Consider the following 16,549-nt stretch of genomic DNA (forward strand, 5'->3'; position numbering starts at 1 on the left):
CGAGCGGGGCGGCCGAGGCAGTCGCACCCCCCCCCCCCCCCCGACCCGCCCCCCAAAAACCAACGGCCGCCGGCGCCTGGGTTGACTTACTCGGGGGGGTCCGGCGCGGGCGTGACCCCGCTGTGGCTGGGGGCCTTCTCGTCCCTTAAACGGAGGTGCGCCTATGACCAGTACGGTCCCCCCACCAGGCACCCGTACAGCCGAAAGCTCCACCCTCCAGGCAGTTCTCCTCGACATGGACGGAACCCTCGTCGACACGGAGGGCTTCTGGTGGGACGCCGAGGTGGAGGTCTTCGCCCAGCTCGGCCACCGGCTGGACGACGCCTGGCGCCACGTGGTGGTCGGCGGCCCCATGACCCGCAGCGCCGGCTTCCTCATCGAAGCCACCGGCGCGACGATCACCCTCTCCGAACTCACCGTGCTGCTGAACGACGGGTTCGAGAACCGCATCGCCCGCTCCCTCCCGCTGATGCCCGGCGCCGCGAGACTCCTGGCAGAGCTGGCCGCGCACGGCATCCCCACCGCCCTGGTCTCGGCCTCGCACCGCCGCATCATCGACCGCGTCCTGCTCTCGCTCGGCGCGCGGAACTTCACCCTGACCGTCGCGGGCGACGAGGTGGAACGCACCAAGCCGTTCCCCGACCCGTATCTGATCGCGGCGGCCGGGCTCGGCGCGGATCCGGCCAGGTGCGCGGTCATCGAGGACACCGCGACGGGTGTGGCGGCCGCCGAGGCGGCGGGCTGCCAGGTCGTGGCCGTACCCTCCGTGGCACCGATCGCCCCGGCTGCCGGAAGGACCGTCGTACGATCCCTCGAACAGGTCGACCTGCCTTTTCTCCGGGGCCTGATGACGGAAAAGCGCTAATCGTTCACCCACGGTGCACGAGTGAATGCGGAAAAACTGCGTGGTCACTGCATCGAGTTAATTCGATCATCGGCCGCGCGCCTCGGATGGCCGAATTCCGGTACTCTCGCACACAGTTGAAGGTGTGACGTTCGCCACTGCCGAGGGGGTCGACAAGAAGCTCCCGGTGTGTGTGGCGAGCCATTGTGAGGGTCATGTGCGCGCCCTTGTGTCCTGATTCGTGGAAACCTGTACGAATCCTTCCACTGTCGGGTTTTCGGTGAGTCCACAGCCGGTCTCGCAGCGTGATGGGAACTCAACTCCGGTACCTGCGAACCGTCCTGCCGGTCCCGACTAATCTCATCGCGAGAACATCGCCGTAACCCCCGTGTACCCGACCGCAACACCCCGGCATGCCGGGCCCGCGGGATCGACAGCTCTGGAGAACTTCGAGCATGAACCGTAAGCCTTTGGTGCTGCCGGCCGCGATCGGTCTGCTCGCCTCTGTCCTCGCCGCGTGCGGCGGTTCCGACAGTGGAGGCGACGGCGGCGACGCAATCGTCGTCGGTACCACCGACCGGTTCACCGCCTCGAAGGAGGCACCGGCCCCGTTCGACCCGGCCTACGCGTACGACGTCGGCGCCTGGAACGTGCTGCGCCAGACGGTCCAGACCCTGATGGCCATGCCCAACGGCGGCGGCGACCCCACTCCGGAGGCCGCCGAGGAGTGCGGATTCACCGACTCCGGCAACGAGCGGTACGCCTGCACGCTGCGCAAGGACCTCAAGTTCTCCAACGGTGACCCCGTCACCGCCGAGGACGTGAAGTTCTCCATCGACCGCGCGCTGCAGATCAAGGCCGACACGGGCGTCTTCGCCCTGCTGTCGACCGTCGACGCCGTCGAGACCAAGGGCGACCGCGAGGTGATCTTCCACCTCAACAGCGCCGACGCCACCTTCCCGTTCAAGCTGTCCACGCCGGTCGCGGGCATCCTGAACCCCAAGGACTACGCCAAGAACAAGCTGCGGGACGGCTTCGACGTCAGCGGCTCGGGCCCGTACAGCCTCAAGGCCGAGACCAAGGGTGACGACGTCACCAAGGTCGTCTTCACCAAGAACCCGTATTACCAGGGGATCTCGGACGTCAAGAACGACAAGGTCGAGCTGCGGTCCTTCGAGGACACGGACTCCATGGGCGCCGCGATCGACAAGGGCGACATCGACATGATGACCCGCACCATGTCGCCCGAGCAGATCAAGAAGCTGCAGAACGCCAAGGACAGCAAGATCGATGTGATCGAGCAGCCCGGCCTCGAGATCCGCTACATCGGCTTCGACGTCGAGAAGCCGTCCCTGGAGGACAAGGCCGTCCGCCAGGCGATCGCCCACATCGTCAACCGCGGCGAACTGACCTCCAAGGTGTACGGCACCGGCGCCGACCCGCTGTACTCCATGGTCCCGGCCACCGTCACCGGCCACGCCAACTCGTTCTTCAACGAGTACGGCGAGCCCGACGTCACCGCGGCCAAGAACCTCCTCGCCGCGGCGAACGTCACCACGCCGGTGAAGTTCACGATGAACTACACGACGGACCACTACGGACCCGCCACCAAGACCGAGTTCGAGACGCTGCAGAAGCAGCTCAACGACACGGGCCTCTTCGACGTGGACATCAAGGGCGAGAAGTGGGACACCTACCGTCCCAAGCAGCGTGAGGGCAAGTTCGCGGCGTACGGCATGGGCTGGTTCCCCGACTTCCCGGACGCGGAGACCTTCCTCACGCCGTTCCTGGACAAGGACAACACCATCGCGTCGCCGTACGTGAACAAGCGCATCCGGGAGAACCTGATCCCGGAGTCCCGCCGCGAGGCCGACCGCCTCAGCGCCTCGAAGAGCATCGAGGAGATCCAGAGCATCGTCGCCAAGGACGTCCCGCTCCTGCCCCTGTGGCAGGGCAAGCAGTACGTCGCCGTACGGGACGACATCACCGGCGCCGAGTACGCGCTCAACTCGTCGGCCACGCTGCAGCTGTGGGAGCTGGGCCGCGGAGTCGGCAGCGACTGACGACCGGCACATGAGAACGGCCGCCCCCTTCCGGAAGGGGGCGGCCGTTCCTGTTGTGCCGCCGGTACCGTTTTCGGCCATCACCGCGGGCCGCGCACGGTCACTGCGCGCCGGGACGCACCAGACCGCTCTCGTACGCGTACACCGCGGCCTGCACCCGGTCCCGCAGCCCCAGCTTGGTCAGGACGTGGCCCACATGCGTCTTGACCGTGGTCTCGCTGACGAACAGATCGGCGGCGATCTCCGCGTTCGACAACCCGCGGGCCACCAGCTTCAACACCTCGACCTCACGCTCGGTCAGCGTGTGCAGGGTGTCCGGCACCGGCTCGTCGCCCGAGGGCAGATGACCCGCGTACTTGTCGAGCAGCCGACGGGTGATGCTCGGTGCCAGCATCGCCTCGCCCGCCGCCACCACCCGGATCGCCTGCACCAACTCGTTGGCCGGGGCGTCCTTCAGCAGGAAACCGCTGGCGCCGGCCCGCAGGGCCTCCACCACGTACTCGTCGAGATCGAAGGTCGTCAGCACCAGCACCTTCGCCGGACCGTCCCGGCCGGGACCGGTGATCTGACGGGTCGCCTCGACCCCGTCCATCCTCGGCATACGGATGTCCATCAGAACCACATCGGGCTGCAGGGCACGAACCTGATCGATCGCCTGGAGACCGTCACCGGCCTCGCCGACGACCGCGATGTCCTGCTCCGCCTCCAGAATCATCCGGAAGCCGGTGCGCAGCAGCGGCTGGTCGTCGACCAGTAGGACGCGGATGGCCACGTGAGTCTCCTTCGCTAGTCCGGCCCCATTCTGCCCTGCGGCGGTCACCCGCCACGCCCTCGGGGCACGCCGGCCGCCCCACGCTCAGACCGCGTCGGACCCGGGAGCACGCACCGCCAGCGGATACGGCGGGGGAGTACCGCCGAATTCCGGACAGACCGCCCGGTGATCGCACCAGCCGCACAGCTTCGTGGGCCGCGGACGCCAGTCACCGGTCTCCGTCGCGAGCCGGATCGCCTCCCACAACGAGTGCAACTTCCGCTCCACACGCTCCAGATCGGCCGGCACCGGGTCGTACGTGAGCACGTCACCACTGCCCAGATAGACCAGCTGGAGACGGCGCGGGACGACCTGTTTCAGCCGCCACACCACCAGGGCGTAGAACTTCATCTGGAACAGGGCGCCCTCCGCGTACTCCGGACGCGGGGCCTTGCCCGTCTTGTAGTCGACGATCCGCACCTCGCCCGAGGGCGCCACGTCCACCCGGTCGATGATGCCCCGCAGCTTCAGACCCGAGTCGAGCTGCGCCTCCACGAACAGCTCGCGCTCCGCAGGCTCCAGACGGGTCGGGTCCTCCAGAGTGAACCAGCGCTCGACCAGCCGCTCCGCCTCACCGAGCCAGCGCGTCAGCTTCTCGCCGGCCGTCTGCTCGTCGGAGTCCGCGAACAACTCGGCCAGCTCCGGCTTCGCCTCCCGCAGCCGGTCCCACTGACCGGGGATCAGCGACTTGGCGCGCGGCGCCGTCCGCTCGGTGGCCGGGGCGTCGAAGAGCCGCTCCAGCACCGCGTGCACCAGCGTCCCGCGCGTCGCCGCCTCACTCGGCTTCTCGGGCAGCTTGTCGATCACCCGGAAGCGGTACAGCAAAGGACACTGCATGAAGTCCCCGGCCCGCGACGGCGACAACGAGGTCGGAGGCGCGGGATCCCGCACCCGCCCGGACGGCCCGCCCGACCCGGTGACGGCGTCCGCGGGCCGGGGCACCACGGCTCCGGCCGGTCCGGCAGGGGAGGCCGCGGGCGACGCGGCCACGACGTCGGACGGCTGGACCGCATCGCCCGCCGGTACGGCTTCGGAGCCGTCCCGCGCGACGCCGTCGGTGCTGGTTTCCATGACGACAGACCTTACGGCTCGCCACTGACACCGCGACACACGGTGACCTGCGTGCCGTGCGCCCGCCCGGGAAACGGAGGGGGTGCCGGGGCCGAACACGCCGCGACGGCCGCATACCATCGACCACAAGACCTCTCGCGTGCATGATCGCGAGCGGGACACGCGTCGAACGAGGGGACATCGTGGACGAGAGCGGCGGGAGCGGGCAGCCGCGTTCCGGCACCGACGAGGCGGACGAGCTCCGCACGGGTCGGCCGCGACCCGGTGACCCGGCGACCACGACGGCCCGGCCGCCCTCCGACCAGCAGCCGCACGACGCCGCCACCCCGGCCGCACCGGAGAAGGCGGCCGACACGGCCCACCCCGGACCGGCCGACGGCCAGGACGGCGAAGAGCGGCCCCCCGCACCGCCCACCGACACGAGTGACTCAGCCGCTCCCGCTCCCGCCCCGTCTCCCACTCCGGCCCCGGCGGACACGCGAACCGACAGCCACACGCCCGAACCGCCGCACCCCACCCACAGGTCCGAGGCGCACACCCCCGCACCGCCCGGCGGCAAGAAGGGCAGGAAGGGCCCCGCCCCCAAGCGGGCCAAGGAACCCGGCGGCGGCCTCCTCATGGGACGCCCCTTCGGCGTACCCGTGTACGTGGCACCCAGCTGGTTCCTCGTCGCCGCACTCATCACCTGGGTCTTCGGCGGCCAGCTCGAACGCGTCCTGCCCGAACTGGGCATGGCCCGCTACCTCGTCTCCCTGTTCTTCGCGGTCGCCTTCTACGCCTCCGTACTCGTCCACGAACTGGCGCACACGGTCGCCGCCCTGCGCTTCAAGCTGCCCGTACGCCGGATCCAGCTGCAGTTCTTCGGCGGCGTCTCCGAGATCGAGAAGGAGTCCGAGACACCCGGACGCGAGTTCGTCCTCGCCTTCGTCGGCCCCCTGCTCTCCCTCGTCCTCGGCGGCGTCTTCTACCTCGCCCTCCAGACCGTCGAACCCGGCACCGTCCCCGGCGTCCTGCTGGGCGGCCTGATGATCTCCAACCTGATCGTCGCCGCGTTCAACCTCCTCCCCGGCCTGCCCCTCGACGGCGGCCGCATGCTCCGGGCCGTCGTCTGGAAGATCACCGGCAAACCCATGAGCGGCACCATCGCCGCCGCCTGGGTCGGCCGCGCCCTCGCGATCTCCGTACTCATCGGACTGCCCCTGCTCACCCACTCCGGCGGCCTCGGCACCGAAGCCCAGGACATCGGCGGCATGGACACCGTCATGGACGCCCTGCTCGCCGCGATCCTCGCCGGAATCATCTGGACCGGCGCCGGAAACAGCCTCCGCGTCGCCCGACTGCGTGAACACCTGCCCGAGCTGAGGGCCCGCGCCCTCACCCGGCGCGCGGTCCCCGTCGAGACCCACACCCCGCTCTCCGAAGCACTGCGCCGCGCCAACGAGGCCGGCGCACGCGCCCTGGTCGTCGTGGACGCCGACGGCGACCCCCTCTCCCTCGTCCGCGAGGCCGCCATCGTCGGCGTACCGGAACACCGCCGCCCCTGGGTCGCCGTCAGCGGACTCGCCCAGGACCTCACCGACGGCATGCGCGTCTCCGCCGAACTCGCCGGCGAGGACCTCCTGGAAGCCCTGCGCGCCACCCCGGCCACCGAATACCTCGTGGTCGAGGACTCCGGAGAGATCTACGGAGTCCTCTCGGCGGCGGACGTGGAGAAGGCCTTCGTCAAAGCCATGGCCCGCCCCAGCTGAGCGCCCGCAGGGGCGCGGGGAACCGCGCGCTCAGCCACGAAGCACCCGCAGCGAGCCACGCACCCGAGCACACCCGGACAGTGGTCGGACCCCGCCCCGGAGGCGGGTAGGCTGGCGCACATGTCCGAACCGACCGGTGCCGCCCGCCGACGCGGGCCCTTCAAGGTCGGGGACCAGGTACAGCTGACCGACCCCAAGGGCCGCCACTACACGTTCACGCTCGAAGCAGGGAAGAACTTCCACACCCACAAGGGTTCCTTCCCGCACGACGAGCTGATCGGCGCACCCGAGGGCAGCGTTGTCCGCACCACGGGGAACGTCGCCTATCTGGCGCTGCGCCCCCTGCTCCCCGACTACGTCCTGTCCATGCCCCGCGGCGCCGCCGTGGTCTACCCCAAGGACGCGGGGCAGATCCTGGCCTTCGCCGACATCTTCCCCGGCGTACGCGTCGTGGAAGCCGGCGTGGGCTCCGGCTCGCTCAGCACGTTCCTGCTCCGCGCCGTCGGCGACCAGGGCATGCTCCACTCGTACGAGCGCCGCGAGGACTTCGCCGAGATCGCCCAGCAGAACGTGGAGCGCTACTTCGGCGGCCCCCACCCCGCCTGGCAGCTCACCGTCGGCGACCTCCAGGACAACCTCTCGGACACCGAGGTCGACCGTGTCGTCCTCGACATGCTCGCCCCCTGGGAGTGCCTGGAAGCCGTCTCCAAGGCACTCGTCCCTGGCGGCATCGTCTGCTGCTACGTCGCGACCACCACCCAGCTCGCCCGGACCGTCGAGTCCATCCGCGAGATCGGCTGCTTCAACGAGCCGAGCGCCTGGGAGTCCATGGTCCGCAACTGGCACATCGAGGGCCTGGCCGTCCGCCCCGACCACCGGATGATCGGCCACACCGGCTTCCTGCTCACAGCCCGCCGCCTCGCGGACGGCGTCGAACCGCCCATGCGCCGCCGACGTCCCTCCAAGGGCGCCTACGGCGACGACTACACCGGCCCCAACGCCGACGGCGGAGCCCCCGGCCGCTGACGCGGCCCCGTACCGCACACAACGCGCAAGCACCGTGGCCGAGTTCCCGAGGACCCCTCGGAACTCGGCCACAGCGCATTTCCCTTGACGTTCCGCCAGTACCGTCCACCCCACCGTTCCCTCGCGGTGTGACGTGTGGCACCATTCTGGCCACCCCACCGGCACAGCCCTCACAGGAGACACTTCCTAGTGCAGCACTCCGCCGTCCCGGAACTGGCCCACACCCACACCCGCCCGATCCACTGGGTCGCCACGGCGGCAGCGCTCGCCGCGGTCGTCGCGGCCTCCGGCTTCCTCCAGCCCGACAAGGCCACGGCCGCCCAGCACGGCATCGAGGCCAAGGGCGCCCCCGCGGCCGCGACGCCCCCCGACCCCGCCCACGCCGACTACCCCCTGGACTGCGGCCCCGCGAAGGTCCTCGTCCAGAAGAAGGCCTCCGGCGACCTCGACGGCGACGGCCTCCCCGAGACGGTCGCCGTCGTCCGCTGCGACGCGGGATCCGGCACCCCGCCCAGCGGCGTCTACGTCCTCACCAAGACCGAGGGCACCCCGAAAGCCAGAGTCGTCGCCACCCTCGTGGACCCCGAGGAGCGACTCTCGGTCAAGGACTTCGCCCTCAGCGACGCCACCATCACCGCGACCCTGCTCGGCTACTCCTCGCCCGAGGTACCCAGTTGCTGCCCCGACGTGAACGAGAGCGCCAAGTGGCAGTGGAAGAACGGCGCCTTCGTACGCTCGACACCACCGGCGGCCCGCAGTATGTGAGACCGGGACACCGCAGCGGTTGAGCCCACGCATGTGAGAAGAAAGACAACCAGGAGGAACCGGGCACCCGCGTCACGCGAGGTGCCCGCACACTCACTCCGCGTCGGGGCCGTAGACCTCGACGCTGTCCGACACACGGCGTACATGGATGCAGTCGCCCGGACACTCCTTCGCGGAGTCGGCGACGTCACGCAGAAGCGTCAGCGGTACGGGGGTTGTCGCACCCGGGGTCTGCAGAAGCTCGTCACCCGGGCTCTTCACATAGGCCAGCCCGTCGATGTCCAGTTCGAACACCTCGGGCGCGTACTGGACGCAGATCCCGTCGCCGGTGCACAGATCCTGGTCGATCCAGACCTCAAGCGCCTCGCCGTCGACTCCGGCCTCCTGCTGCACGGTCATTTCTCCTGCCGTTTCCTGCGCAGAGCGGCCCGAAGACGGGGAATCGCGCCAGCTCTGACGGGTGTTGAACACTTCGACCCTACCTCCGTCGGCTTCCCGGGCATGTTCGGTGGGTATTCCACTGGCGTGAGGGAGAGCGCAAGGGTGAAGATCGGACACACCCCGACAGTCTTTTGATCTAGGGGTTTCAATCGACACCCACCCAGGTAGGGTCTGGAAGCGTCCAGCTCCCCTTGGAGGAGGTGAGGACCGTGGCAGCCCACGACGACGACATGAACCGCGGCATCCGCCCGGGACGAGGGTCCGACGACCCGTCCGGGCAGATTGCCTACCTTGAGCAGGAGATCGCCGTCCTGCGACGCAAGCTCGCCGACTCTCCGCGACACACGAGGATTCTCGAAGAGCGGATCGTCGAGCTGCAGACCAACCTGGCCGGCGTGTCCGCGCAGAACGAGCGGCTGGCCAACACCCTCCGAGAGGCCCGCGACCAGATCGTGGCACTCAAGGAGGAAGTCGACCGGCTCGCACAGCCGCCGGCCGGCTTCGGAGTCTTCCTCGCAGCGAACGAGGACGGCACCGCCGACATCTTCACCGGAGGCCGCAAACTCCGGGTGAACGTCAGCCCCAGCGTCGAACTCGAAGAGCTCCGACGCGGCCAGGAACTGATGCTCAACGAAGCTCTCAACGTGGTCGAGGCCATGGAGTACGAGAGCGTCGGCGACATCGTCACCCTCAAGGAGATCCTTGAGGACGGCGAGCGCGCCCTCGTACAGGGCCACACCGACGAGGAACGGGTGGTACGGCTCGCCGAACCACTCCTGGACGTAGTCATCCGTCCGGGCGACGCCCTCCTCCTCGAACCACGCTCCGGCTACGTCTACGAGGTCGTGCCCAAGAGCGAGGTCGAAGAACTCGTCCTCGAAGAGGTCCCCGACATCGGCTACGAGCAGATCGGCGGTCTGGGCGGCCAGATCGAAATGATCCGCGACGCGGTCGAGCTCCCCTACCTCTACCCCGACCTGTTCAAGGAGCACGAACTGCGCCCACCCAAGGGCGTACTCCTCTACGGGCCCCCCGGATGCGGCAAGACACTCATCGCCAAGGCCGTCGCCAACTCACTGGCCAAAAAGGTCGCGGAAGTGACCGGCCAGGCCACCGGCAAGAGCTTCTTCCTCAACATCAAGGGCCCCGAACTCCTCAACAAGTACGTCGGCGAGACCGAGCGGCAGATCCGCCTCGTCTTCCAGCGCGCCCGTGAAAAGGCCAGCGAGGGCACCCCCGTCATCGTCTTCTTCGACGAGATGGAATCCCTCTTCCGCACCCGCGGATCCGGCGTCAGCTCGGACGTGGAGAACACCATCGTCCCCCAGCTGCTCGCCGAGATCGACGGCGTGGAAGGCCTGCAGAACGTCGTGGTCATCGGCGCCTCCAACCGCGAGGACATGATCGACCCCGCCATCCTGCGCCCCGGCCGCCTCGACGTGAAGATCAAGATCGAGCGTCCGGACGCCGAAGCGGCCAAGGACATCTTCGCCAAGTACCTCACCGAGCGCCTCCCGCTGCACCCCGACGACGTCGGAGAGCACGGAGGCAGCAAGAGCACCACCGTCCAGAGCATGATCCAGACCGCCGTCGAGCACATGTACACCGAGTCCGAGGAAAACCGCTTCCTCGAAGTCACGTACGCCAACGGCGACAAGGAAGTCCTCTACTTCAAGGACTTCAACTCCGGCGCCATGATCGAGAACATCGTCGGCCGCGCCAAGAAGATGGCGATCAAGGACTTCCTCGAACACACCCAGAAGGGCCTGCGGGTCTCCCACCTGCTCCAGGCCTGCGTGGACGAGTTCAAGGAGAACGAGGACCTGCCGAACACCACCAACCCGGACGACTGGGCCCGCATCTCCGGAAAGAAGGGCGAACGGATCGTTTACATCCGGACACTCATCACCGGAAAGCAGGGCGCGGACACCGGACGCTCCATCGACACGGTGGCGAACACCGGTCAGTACCTGTAAAAGACAGGGTGGCTGCGGGTGCCCTCACCGGGTACCCGCAGCCAACTGTTTTCCAGGGCACAGCTGGAGCTGAGCAATGACGCAAATGATCTCCCCACCAGTGCAAAGGCGCTCTAGGCTCTTCGGTACCGCCGAGTCGCGCAGTGCGGGGACGGGCACCGCACACGCACCGGAGCGCCAGCGGTACTTGAGCGGCGTCCCCGACCGAGGACGCCGCCGGGCAAGGAGGGCCGCATGACCGTACGGCGAGTAATGGGCATCGAGACGGAGTACGGGATCTCCGTCCCCGGCCACCCCAACGCCAATGCCATGCTCACCTCGTCCCAGATCGTCAACGCCTACGCGGCGGCGATGCACCGGGCCCGGCGGGCCCGCTGGGACTTCGAGGAGGAGAACCCGCTGCGGGACGCGCGGGGCTTCGACCTCGCCCGCGAAGCCGCCGACTCCAGTCAGCTCACCGACGAGGACATCGGCCTCGCCAATGTCATCCTCACCAACGGGGCACGGCTGTACGTCGACCACGCACACCCCGAATACAGCTCCCCCGAAGTGACCAACCCACTGGACGCCGTCCTGTGGGACAAGGCCGGCGAACGCATCATGGCGGAGGCCGCCGAGCGCGCCGCCCAGCTCCCCGGCGCCCAGCCGATCCACCTCTACAAGAACAACACCGACAACAAGGGCGCCTCCTACGGCACGCACGAGAACTACCTGATGAAGCGGGAGACCCCCTTCTCGGACATCGTGCGCCACCTCACGCCGTTCTTCGTCTCCCGCCAGGTCGTCACCGGAGCGGGCCGCGTCGGCATCGGTCAGGACGGACACGAACACGGCTTCCAGCTCAGCCAGCGCGCCGACTACTTCGAGGTCGAGGTGGGCCTCGAAACCACCCTCAAGCGCCCCATCATCAACACCCGCGACGAGCCGCACGCGGACGCCGAGAAATACCGCCGCCTGCACGTGATCATCGGTGACGCGAACCTCTCCGAGATCTCGACCTACCTCAAGCTCGGCACCACCGCCCTCGTCCTGTCCATGATCGAGGACGGCTTCATCGCCGTGGACCTCGCCGTCGACCAGCCCGTGCGCACCCTGCACCAGGTCTCGCACGACCCCACCCTCAAGCGACTGATCACCCTCCGCAGCGGCCGGACACTCACCGCGGTCCAGCTCCAGATGGAGTACTTCGAACTGGCGCGCAAGTACGTCGAGGAACGCTACGGGGCCGACGCGGACGAGCAGACCAAGGACGTGCTGACCCGCTGGGAGGACGTCCTGGGCCGGCTGGAGACCGACCCGATGAGCCTGTCGGGCGAGCTGGACTGGGTGGCCAAGCGGGAACTCATGGAGGGCTACCGGCGCCGTGACGACCTCGACTGGGACGCCGCCCGGCTGCACCTGGTCGACCTCCAGTACGCCGACGTACGGCCCGACAAGGGCCTCTACAACCGCCTGGTGGCCCGCGGCCGCATCAAGCGGCTGCTGGACGAGACGGGCGTCGAGCGGGCCGAGACGAAGCCGCCGGAGGACACCCGCGCGTACTTCCGCGGGCGCTGCCTCGAACAGTACGCGGACGACGTCGCGGCGGCCTCCTGGGACTCGGTGATCTTCGATCTGCCGGGCCGGGACTCGCTCCAGCGCGTTCCAACCCTGGAGCCGCTTCGCGGAACGCGTAATCACGTGAAAGAGCTCCTCGACCGCTGTCGGACGGCAGAAGACCTGGTCAAGGTCCTGTCGGGCAACTGAAACGACCACCGGGCCGATCCGGCCCGACAGGGTGGAAAAGCCCCAGTCCGGGAATCATCGAGGTGGTTCCCGGACGTTGTGGCAACTGTGGGGCCGATGTCGGACCCTGCTTGTAGGGTCTGATCAAGAACGTCGAAACCGAGCGGGGTGAGGGTTATGGCGACCAAGGACACCGGCGGCGGACAGCAGAAGGCGACGCGCGAGACCGAGCAGGTCGAGGAAGCGCCCGAGGCACAGGCATCGGAGGACCTCAAGGAGCGCCAGGAAAAGCTGAGCGACGACGTCGACTCGGTCCTGGACGAGATTGATGATGTCCTAGAGGAGAACGCAGAGGATTTCGTTCGCTCCTTCGTGCAAAAAGGCGGCCAGTAGGTCACTTGACCTTCGAAACGAAGGCTTGCGGCCAACGGGGGATTCGAGTGCAAGAACAGCAAGGTGCGAAGAGTTGTCCGCGGTGCAAGGAAGTAAAGCCGCGGGCGGCCTTCGCAAGTAACAAGGCGATGCGTGATGGGCTTCAGGTCTATTGCCGAGAATGCGCGGCGGCGTACCACCAGGCACGGCAGGTAGCCAAGGGTCGTAACGTTCGACCGCGAGTGGATGTACCCGCTGGTCACAAATACTGCCGTACGTGCCACAAGACCAAACCGCACAGTGAGTGGACGCGAAACAGCAGCGCTTCGGATGGTTTGGCGACGCTCTGTAAGGCGACGAAAGGGCGCGCAGGCCACCTGAAGCGCCAGTACGGCATGACCGAAGCCGAGCGTGACGAGATGGTTGCCTCGCAGATGGGGCTCTGCGTGATCTGCCTGAAAGCTCCGGCTGTTCATGTGGATCACTGCCATGAGACGGGTAGGGTCCGAGGCGTACTGTGCTTCAACTGCAATTCGGCCATCGGCAAGTTGGGAGATGATCCCGACGCAGTTCGTCGGGCTGCCGCCTACTTGGAGGGATCCTCGTGGAAGCCAACACTCGTAGCACCGGGCGTCTACCAGCTGCCTTCCTGACGCCCGGGTCGTCGTCCTTCATGGACTTCCTGTCCGACCATCAGCCGGAGATGCTCCCGGGCAAGCGGCAGTTGCCGCCCACGCAGGGAGTCATCGAGGCCCCGCACGGCACGACCATCGTCGCCGTCACCTTCGCCGGTGGTGTCGTCCTCGCCGGCGACCGGCGGGCCACGATGGGCAATGTCATCGCGCAGCGGGACATCGAGAAGGTGTTCCCGGCGGACGAGTACTCGGCCGTCGGTATCGCCGGTACGGCAGGCCTGGCCGTCGAGATGGTGAAGCTGTTCCAGCTCGAGCTGGAGCACTTCGAGAAGGTGGAGGGCACCACGCTCTCCCTGGAGGGCAAGGCGAACCGCCTGTCCACGATGATCCGTTCGAACCTCGGTATGGCCATGCAGGGCCTCGCCGTGGTCCCGCTCTTCGCCGGGTTCGACGTCGACCGCGACAAGGGCCGCATCTTCTCCTACGACGTGACGGGCGGCCGTTCCGAGGAGCACGGCTTCGCGGCCACGGGCTCCGGTTCGCTCTTCGCGCGCGGTGCCATGAAGAAGCTGTACCACAAGGATCTGACGGAGGAGCAGGCCACGACGCTCGTCGTACAGGCGCTGTACGACGCGGCCGACGACGACTCGGCGACCGGTGGTCCCGATGTCGCCCGCCGGATCTACCCGATCGTCACCGTGATCACCGAGGACGGCTTCCGCCGGCTGACGGACGAGGAGTCCTCCGAAATCGCTCGCGCGATCATCGAGCGGCGCCTGGAGCAGCCCGACGGTCCGCGCGCCGCGCTGCTCTAGCAGCGGCCCGTTTTCCAGGTGATCCAGTGACTTCCACAGAAAGGGACGGATAGCCGGTGTCGACGCCGTTCTATGTATCACCCCAGCAGGCCATGGCCGACCGGGCGGAATACGCCCGCAAGGGCATCGCCCGTGGTCGCAGCCTCGTTGTGCTGCAGTTCGCCGACGGCATCGTGTTCGTCGGCGAGAACCCGTCCCGTGCGCTGCACAAGTTCAGCGAGATCTATGACCGGATCGGCTTCGCGGCCGCCGGCAAGTACAACGAGTACGAGAATCTGCGGATCGGCGGTGTGCGCTATGCCGATCTGCGGGGTTACACGTACGACCGTGACGATGTGACCGCCCGTGGTCTCGCCAACGTCTATGCCCAGACGCTGGGCACGATCTTCTCGTCGGCGGCGGAGAAGCCGTACGAGGTGGAGCTGGTGGTCGCCGAGGTGGGGGAGACCCCCGAGGGTGACCAGATCTACCGGCTGCCGCACGACGGCTCGATCGTGGACGAGCACGGTTCGGTGGCGGTCGGCGGGAACGCCGAGACGATCAGTACGTATCTCGATCAGCGGCACGAGGACGGGATGTCCTTGGCCGAGGCGCTCAAGCTGGCCGTTCAGGCGTTGTCGCGTGACACGAACGGCAGTGAGCGGGAGATTCCGGCGGAGCGGCTGGAGGTCGCTGTGCTGGACCGGACGCGGCCGCAGGCGCGGAAGTTCAAGCGGATCGTCGGGCGGCAGCTCGGGCGGTTGCTGGAGGAAGGTGGGGCTTCCACCGCTGCGGAGGCGGAGGATCCTGACGACGAGGAGTGACCTCCTCGGTCTCCTCGACCTTCTTGGCTCCTGCGTGCCCCTGGCCTCTCCGGCCGGGGGCACGCGGCGTTGTGCGGGCCCGGTGGGGGCTGGTCGCGCAGTTCCCCGCGCCCCTTACAAGCGACAAGCGACAGGATTGCGCCGTTCCCCGCGCCCCCTGAAGGCCAAAAGCCGCGCCGTTTCCCGTGCCCCCTAAAGACCAAAGACTGCGCCGTTCCCCGCGCCCCTGAAGGGCGAAGAGGCTCGCCGTACCTCGCGCCCTTGGCGGTGAAGAACCGCCCCCTACAAGGCCCCCGGTCGCGCTGTGGAGCCTCGTACGACCAAGGTGACCGGGATGTCGCCCGGGGTGGGGGCGTGGGACTCCAGGACCGCCAGGAGCGCTTGCATGCCGCGTTCGCCGAAGAGTTCGGCGTCCAGGCGGACCGTGGTGAGTTCGGGGTCGAGGGCGGTGGCGAGGGCCAGGTCGTCGAGGCCGGTGACGGAGAGGTCGTCGGGGATGCGCAGGCCGAGGCGGCGGGCGGCCTTGTAGGCGCCGGCGGCCAGTTTGTCGTCGTCGCAGACGAGGGCCGTGGGGCGCGGTCCGGGGGCGGAGAGGGCGGTTTCCGCGGCGGCCCGTGCGTCGTCGATCGAGATAGGGGCGGCGGCCGTGCGCAGTTCGGTGCCGGGGACGGCGGCCAGGCGTGCGGCGAGTTCGCGGGCGCGAATGTCGAAGGTCCAGGACGGGATGTCCGCCGCGAGGTGCAGGAAGCGGCGGTGGCCCAGGGCCAGGAGGTGTTCGGCGACCTGTCGGACGCCGTCGCGGATGTCGAGGTTGACGGTCGCCGCGCCGGTGCTGCCCGCGGGGTCGCTGTCGAGCATGACGAGGGGGAGTTGGTCGCCGCGGATGGCGGTGAGGGCGTCGGCGGCCATGGAGGAGGCGATGACGCCGTCGAGGGCGGCCTGTGCGGAGGCGAAGGGGTCGCGGGCCGGGCCGATGCCTTCGGGGGAGGGGTAGAGCAGTACGCCGAATCCGTGTGCGGCGGCGACGCGGGCCGCGCCGGTGTACACACCCGCGAAGAATTCCGTGGTGAGGGCGGGTACCACCAGGAGCACGGTGCGGGTGCTGCCGAGGCGGAGGTTGCGGGCGGCGAGGTTGGGGCGGTAGCCGAGTTCCCGGGCGGCTTCGCGTACGCGTTCGGCGGTGCGTTCGGCGACCCGTCCGCGCCATTTGTCGCCGAGCACGAGGGAGACGGCCGCCTGGGACACCCCGGCGGCCTGGGCGACGTCACGGCTCGTGGGGCGGGGGCTGCCTGCTGCCACCGTCGACCTGTCTTTCTGCTGGACTCACGGACTGCGCACATGGTACGTATGACGAGCGACGTTATACGTAAAACGTCCGACGCTCGCGGCGACACGGACAAGGAAGCCGAACAGGAAAGCCGCACAAGAAAGCCGGATCAGTCAGCCGGACGGGA

Annotated in this window: 15 protein-coding genes; 11 read left to right on the forward strand and 4 right to left on the reverse strand. The window is 68.3% G+C overall.

The features are described from left to right. The first annotated feature begins 163 nt into the window (after nt 1-163). A complete protein-coding gene (locus tag ACFVH5_RS29210; protein WP_384808426.1) occupies nt 164-865 on the forward strand; it encodes an HAD-IA family hydrolase in 702 nt (233 codons plus the stop codon). Between the two features lie 434 nt (nt 866-1,299). Further along, nucleotides 1,300-2,907: an ABC transporter substrate-binding protein gene (locus tag ACFVH5_RS29215; protein ID WP_385836710.1), complete on the forward strand. Its 1,608-nt coding sequence runs from the start codon at nt 1,300-1,302 to the stop codon at nt 2,905-2,907. 100 nt (nt 2,908-3,007) lie between these two features. On the opposite strand, the gene ACFVH5_RS29220 is transcribed toward ACFVH5_RS29215, so the two are convergent. Together ACFVH5_RS29220 and ACFVH5_RS29225 are read right to left on the reverse strand one after the other, a co-directional pair. Further along, the gene (locus ACFVH5_RS29220) at nt 3,008-3,679 is read right to left on the reverse strand and encodes a response regulator transcription factor (protein ID WP_107019862.1); all 672 of its coding nucleotides are present in this window, start codon (nt 3,677-3,679) and stop codon (nt 3,008-3,010) included. A gap of 84 nt (nt 3,680-3,763) precedes the next feature. Then, on the reverse strand, nt 3,764-4,789 hold the full coding sequence (locus ACFVH5_RS29225) for a RecB family exonuclease (RefSeq protein WP_385836711.1): 1,026 nt from the start codon (nt 4,787-4,789) through the stop codon (nt 3,764-3,766). Nucleotides 4,790-4,971: 182 nt separating this feature from the next. On the opposite strand from ACFVH5_RS29225, the gene ACFVH5_RS29230 reads away from it, so the two are divergent. The 3 genes from ACFVH5_RS29230 (at nt 4,972) to ACFVH5_RS29240 (ending at nt 8,328) form a co-directional block, all read left to right on the forward strand. Then, nucleotides 4,972-6,537: a site-2 protease family protein gene (locus tag ACFVH5_RS29230; RefSeq protein WP_385836732.1), complete on the forward strand. Its 1,566-nt coding sequence runs from the start codon at nt 4,972-4,974 to the stop codon at nt 6,535-6,537. Between the two features lie 120 nt (nt 6,538-6,657). Continuing rightward, entirely contained in the window at nt 6,658-7,563 is a 906-nt protein-coding gene (locus ACFVH5_RS29235) for a tRNA (adenine-N1)-methyltransferase (protein ID WP_385836713.1), read from the forward strand. A gap of 189 nt (nt 7,564-7,752) precedes the next feature. Then, nucleotides 7,753-8,328, forward strand: a complete 576-nt coding sequence (locus ACFVH5_RS29240; RefSeq protein WP_385836714.1) for a hypothetical protein — start codon at nt 7,753-7,755, stop codon at nt 8,326-8,328. Between the two features lie 93 nt (nt 8,329-8,421). On the opposite strand, the gene ACFVH5_RS29245 is transcribed toward ACFVH5_RS29240, so the two are convergent. After that, nucleotides 8,422-8,727, reverse strand: a complete 306-nt coding sequence (locus tag ACFVH5_RS29245; protein ID WP_107019859.1) for a ferredoxin — start codon at nt 8,725-8,727, stop codon at nt 8,422-8,424. Nucleotides 8,728-8,978: 251 nt separating this feature from the next. On the opposite strand from ACFVH5_RS29245, the gene arc reads away from it, so the two are divergent. The 6 genes from arc to prcA all read left to right on the forward strand — a co-directional run bounded on the left by arc (nt 8,979) and on the right by prcA (nt 15,095). Further along, nucleotides 8,979-10,745, forward strand: coding sequence for a proteasome ATPase (gene arc / locus ACFVH5_RS29250; RefSeq protein ID WP_107019858.1), 1,767 nt, complete (start codon nt 8,979-8,981; stop codon nt 10,743-10,745). Between the two features lie 234 nt (nt 10,746-10,979). Beyond that, on the forward strand, nt 10,980-12,491 hold the full coding sequence (gene dop / locus ACFVH5_RS29255) for a depupylase/deamidase Dop (protein WP_384808420.1): 1,512 nt from the start codon (nt 10,980-10,982) through the stop codon (nt 12,489-12,491). Nucleotides 12,492-12,647: 156 nt separating this feature from the next. Beyond that, nucleotides 12,648-12,863, forward strand: coding sequence for a ubiquitin-like protein Pup (locus tag ACFVH5_RS29260; protein ID WP_107019856.1), 216 nt, complete (start codon nt 12,648-12,650; stop codon nt 12,861-12,863). A gap of 128 nt (nt 12,864-12,991) precedes the next feature. Next, the gene (locus tag ACFVH5_RS29265) at nt 12,992-13,495 is read left to right on the forward strand and encodes an endonuclease VII domain-containing protein (protein ID WP_385836715.1); all 504 of its coding nucleotides are present in this window, start codon (nt 12,992-12,994) and stop codon (nt 13,493-13,495) included. Further along, entirely contained in the window at nt 13,447-14,292 is an 846-nt protein-coding gene (prcB, locus tag ACFVH5_RS29270) for a proteasome subunit beta (protein WP_385836716.1), read from the forward strand. The genes ACFVH5_RS29265 and prcB overlap by 49 nt, the downstream gene beginning before the upstream one ends. A gap of 56 nt (nt 14,293-14,348) precedes the next feature. Further along, nucleotides 14,349-15,095 (forward strand): proteasome subunit alpha, encoded by a 747-nt coding sequence (prcA, locus tag ACFVH5_RS29275; protein WP_107019853.1) that lies wholly within the window; start codon nt 14,349-14,351, stop codon nt 15,093-15,095. Nucleotides 15,096-15,377: 282 nt separating this feature from the next. On the opposite strand, the gene ACFVH5_RS29280 is transcribed toward prcA, so the two are convergent. Further along, nucleotides 15,378-16,394, reverse strand: coding sequence for a LacI family DNA-binding transcriptional regulator (locus ACFVH5_RS29280; RefSeq protein ID WP_385836717.1), 1,017 nt, complete (start codon nt 16,392-16,394; stop codon nt 15,378-15,380). Nucleotides 16,395-16,549: the final 155 nt, after the last annotated feature.

It is taken from the genome of Streptomyces sp. NPDC127119 (genome assembly GCF_042677425.1).
GTDB lineage: Bacteria > Actinomycetota > Actinomycetes > Streptomycetales > Streptomycetaceae > Streptomyces.

What these genes read in the sequence shown, in the direction of transcription:
- ACFVH5_RS29210 (WP_384808426.1), top strand. Translation starts at nt 164, where the DNA reads ATGACCAGTACGGTCCCCCCACCAGGCACCCGTACAGCCGAAAGCTCC.
- ACFVH5_RS29215 (WP_385836710.1), top strand. Translation starts at nt 1,300, where the DNA reads ATGAACCGTAAGCCTTTGGTGCTGCCGGCCGCGATCGGTCTGCTCGCC.
- ACFVH5_RS29225 (WP_385836711.1), bottom strand. Translation starts at nt 4,789, where the DNA reads ATGGAAACCAGCACCGACGGCGTCGCGCGGGACGGCTCCGAAGCCGTA.
- ACFVH5_RS29235 (WP_385836713.1), top strand. Translation starts at nt 6,658, where the DNA reads ATGTCCGAACCGACCGGTGCCGCCCGCCGACGCGGGCCCTTCAAGGTC.
- ACFVH5_RS29245 (WP_107019859.1), bottom strand. Translation starts at nt 8,727, where the DNA reads ATGACCGTGCAGCAGGAGGCCGGAGTCGACGGCGAGGCGCTTGAGGTC.
- dop (WP_384808420.1), top strand. Translation starts at nt 10,980, where the DNA reads ATGACCGTACGGCGAGTAATGGGCATCGAGACGGAGTACGGGATCTCC.
- ACFVH5_RS29260 (WP_107019856.1), top strand. Translation starts at nt 12,648, where the DNA reads ATGGCGACCAAGGACACCGGCGGCGGACAGCAGAAGGCGACGCGCGAG.
- ACFVH5_RS29265 (WP_385836715.1), top strand. Translation starts at nt 12,992, where the DNA reads ATGCGTGATGGGCTTCAGGTCTATTGCCGAGAATGCGCGGCGGCGTAC.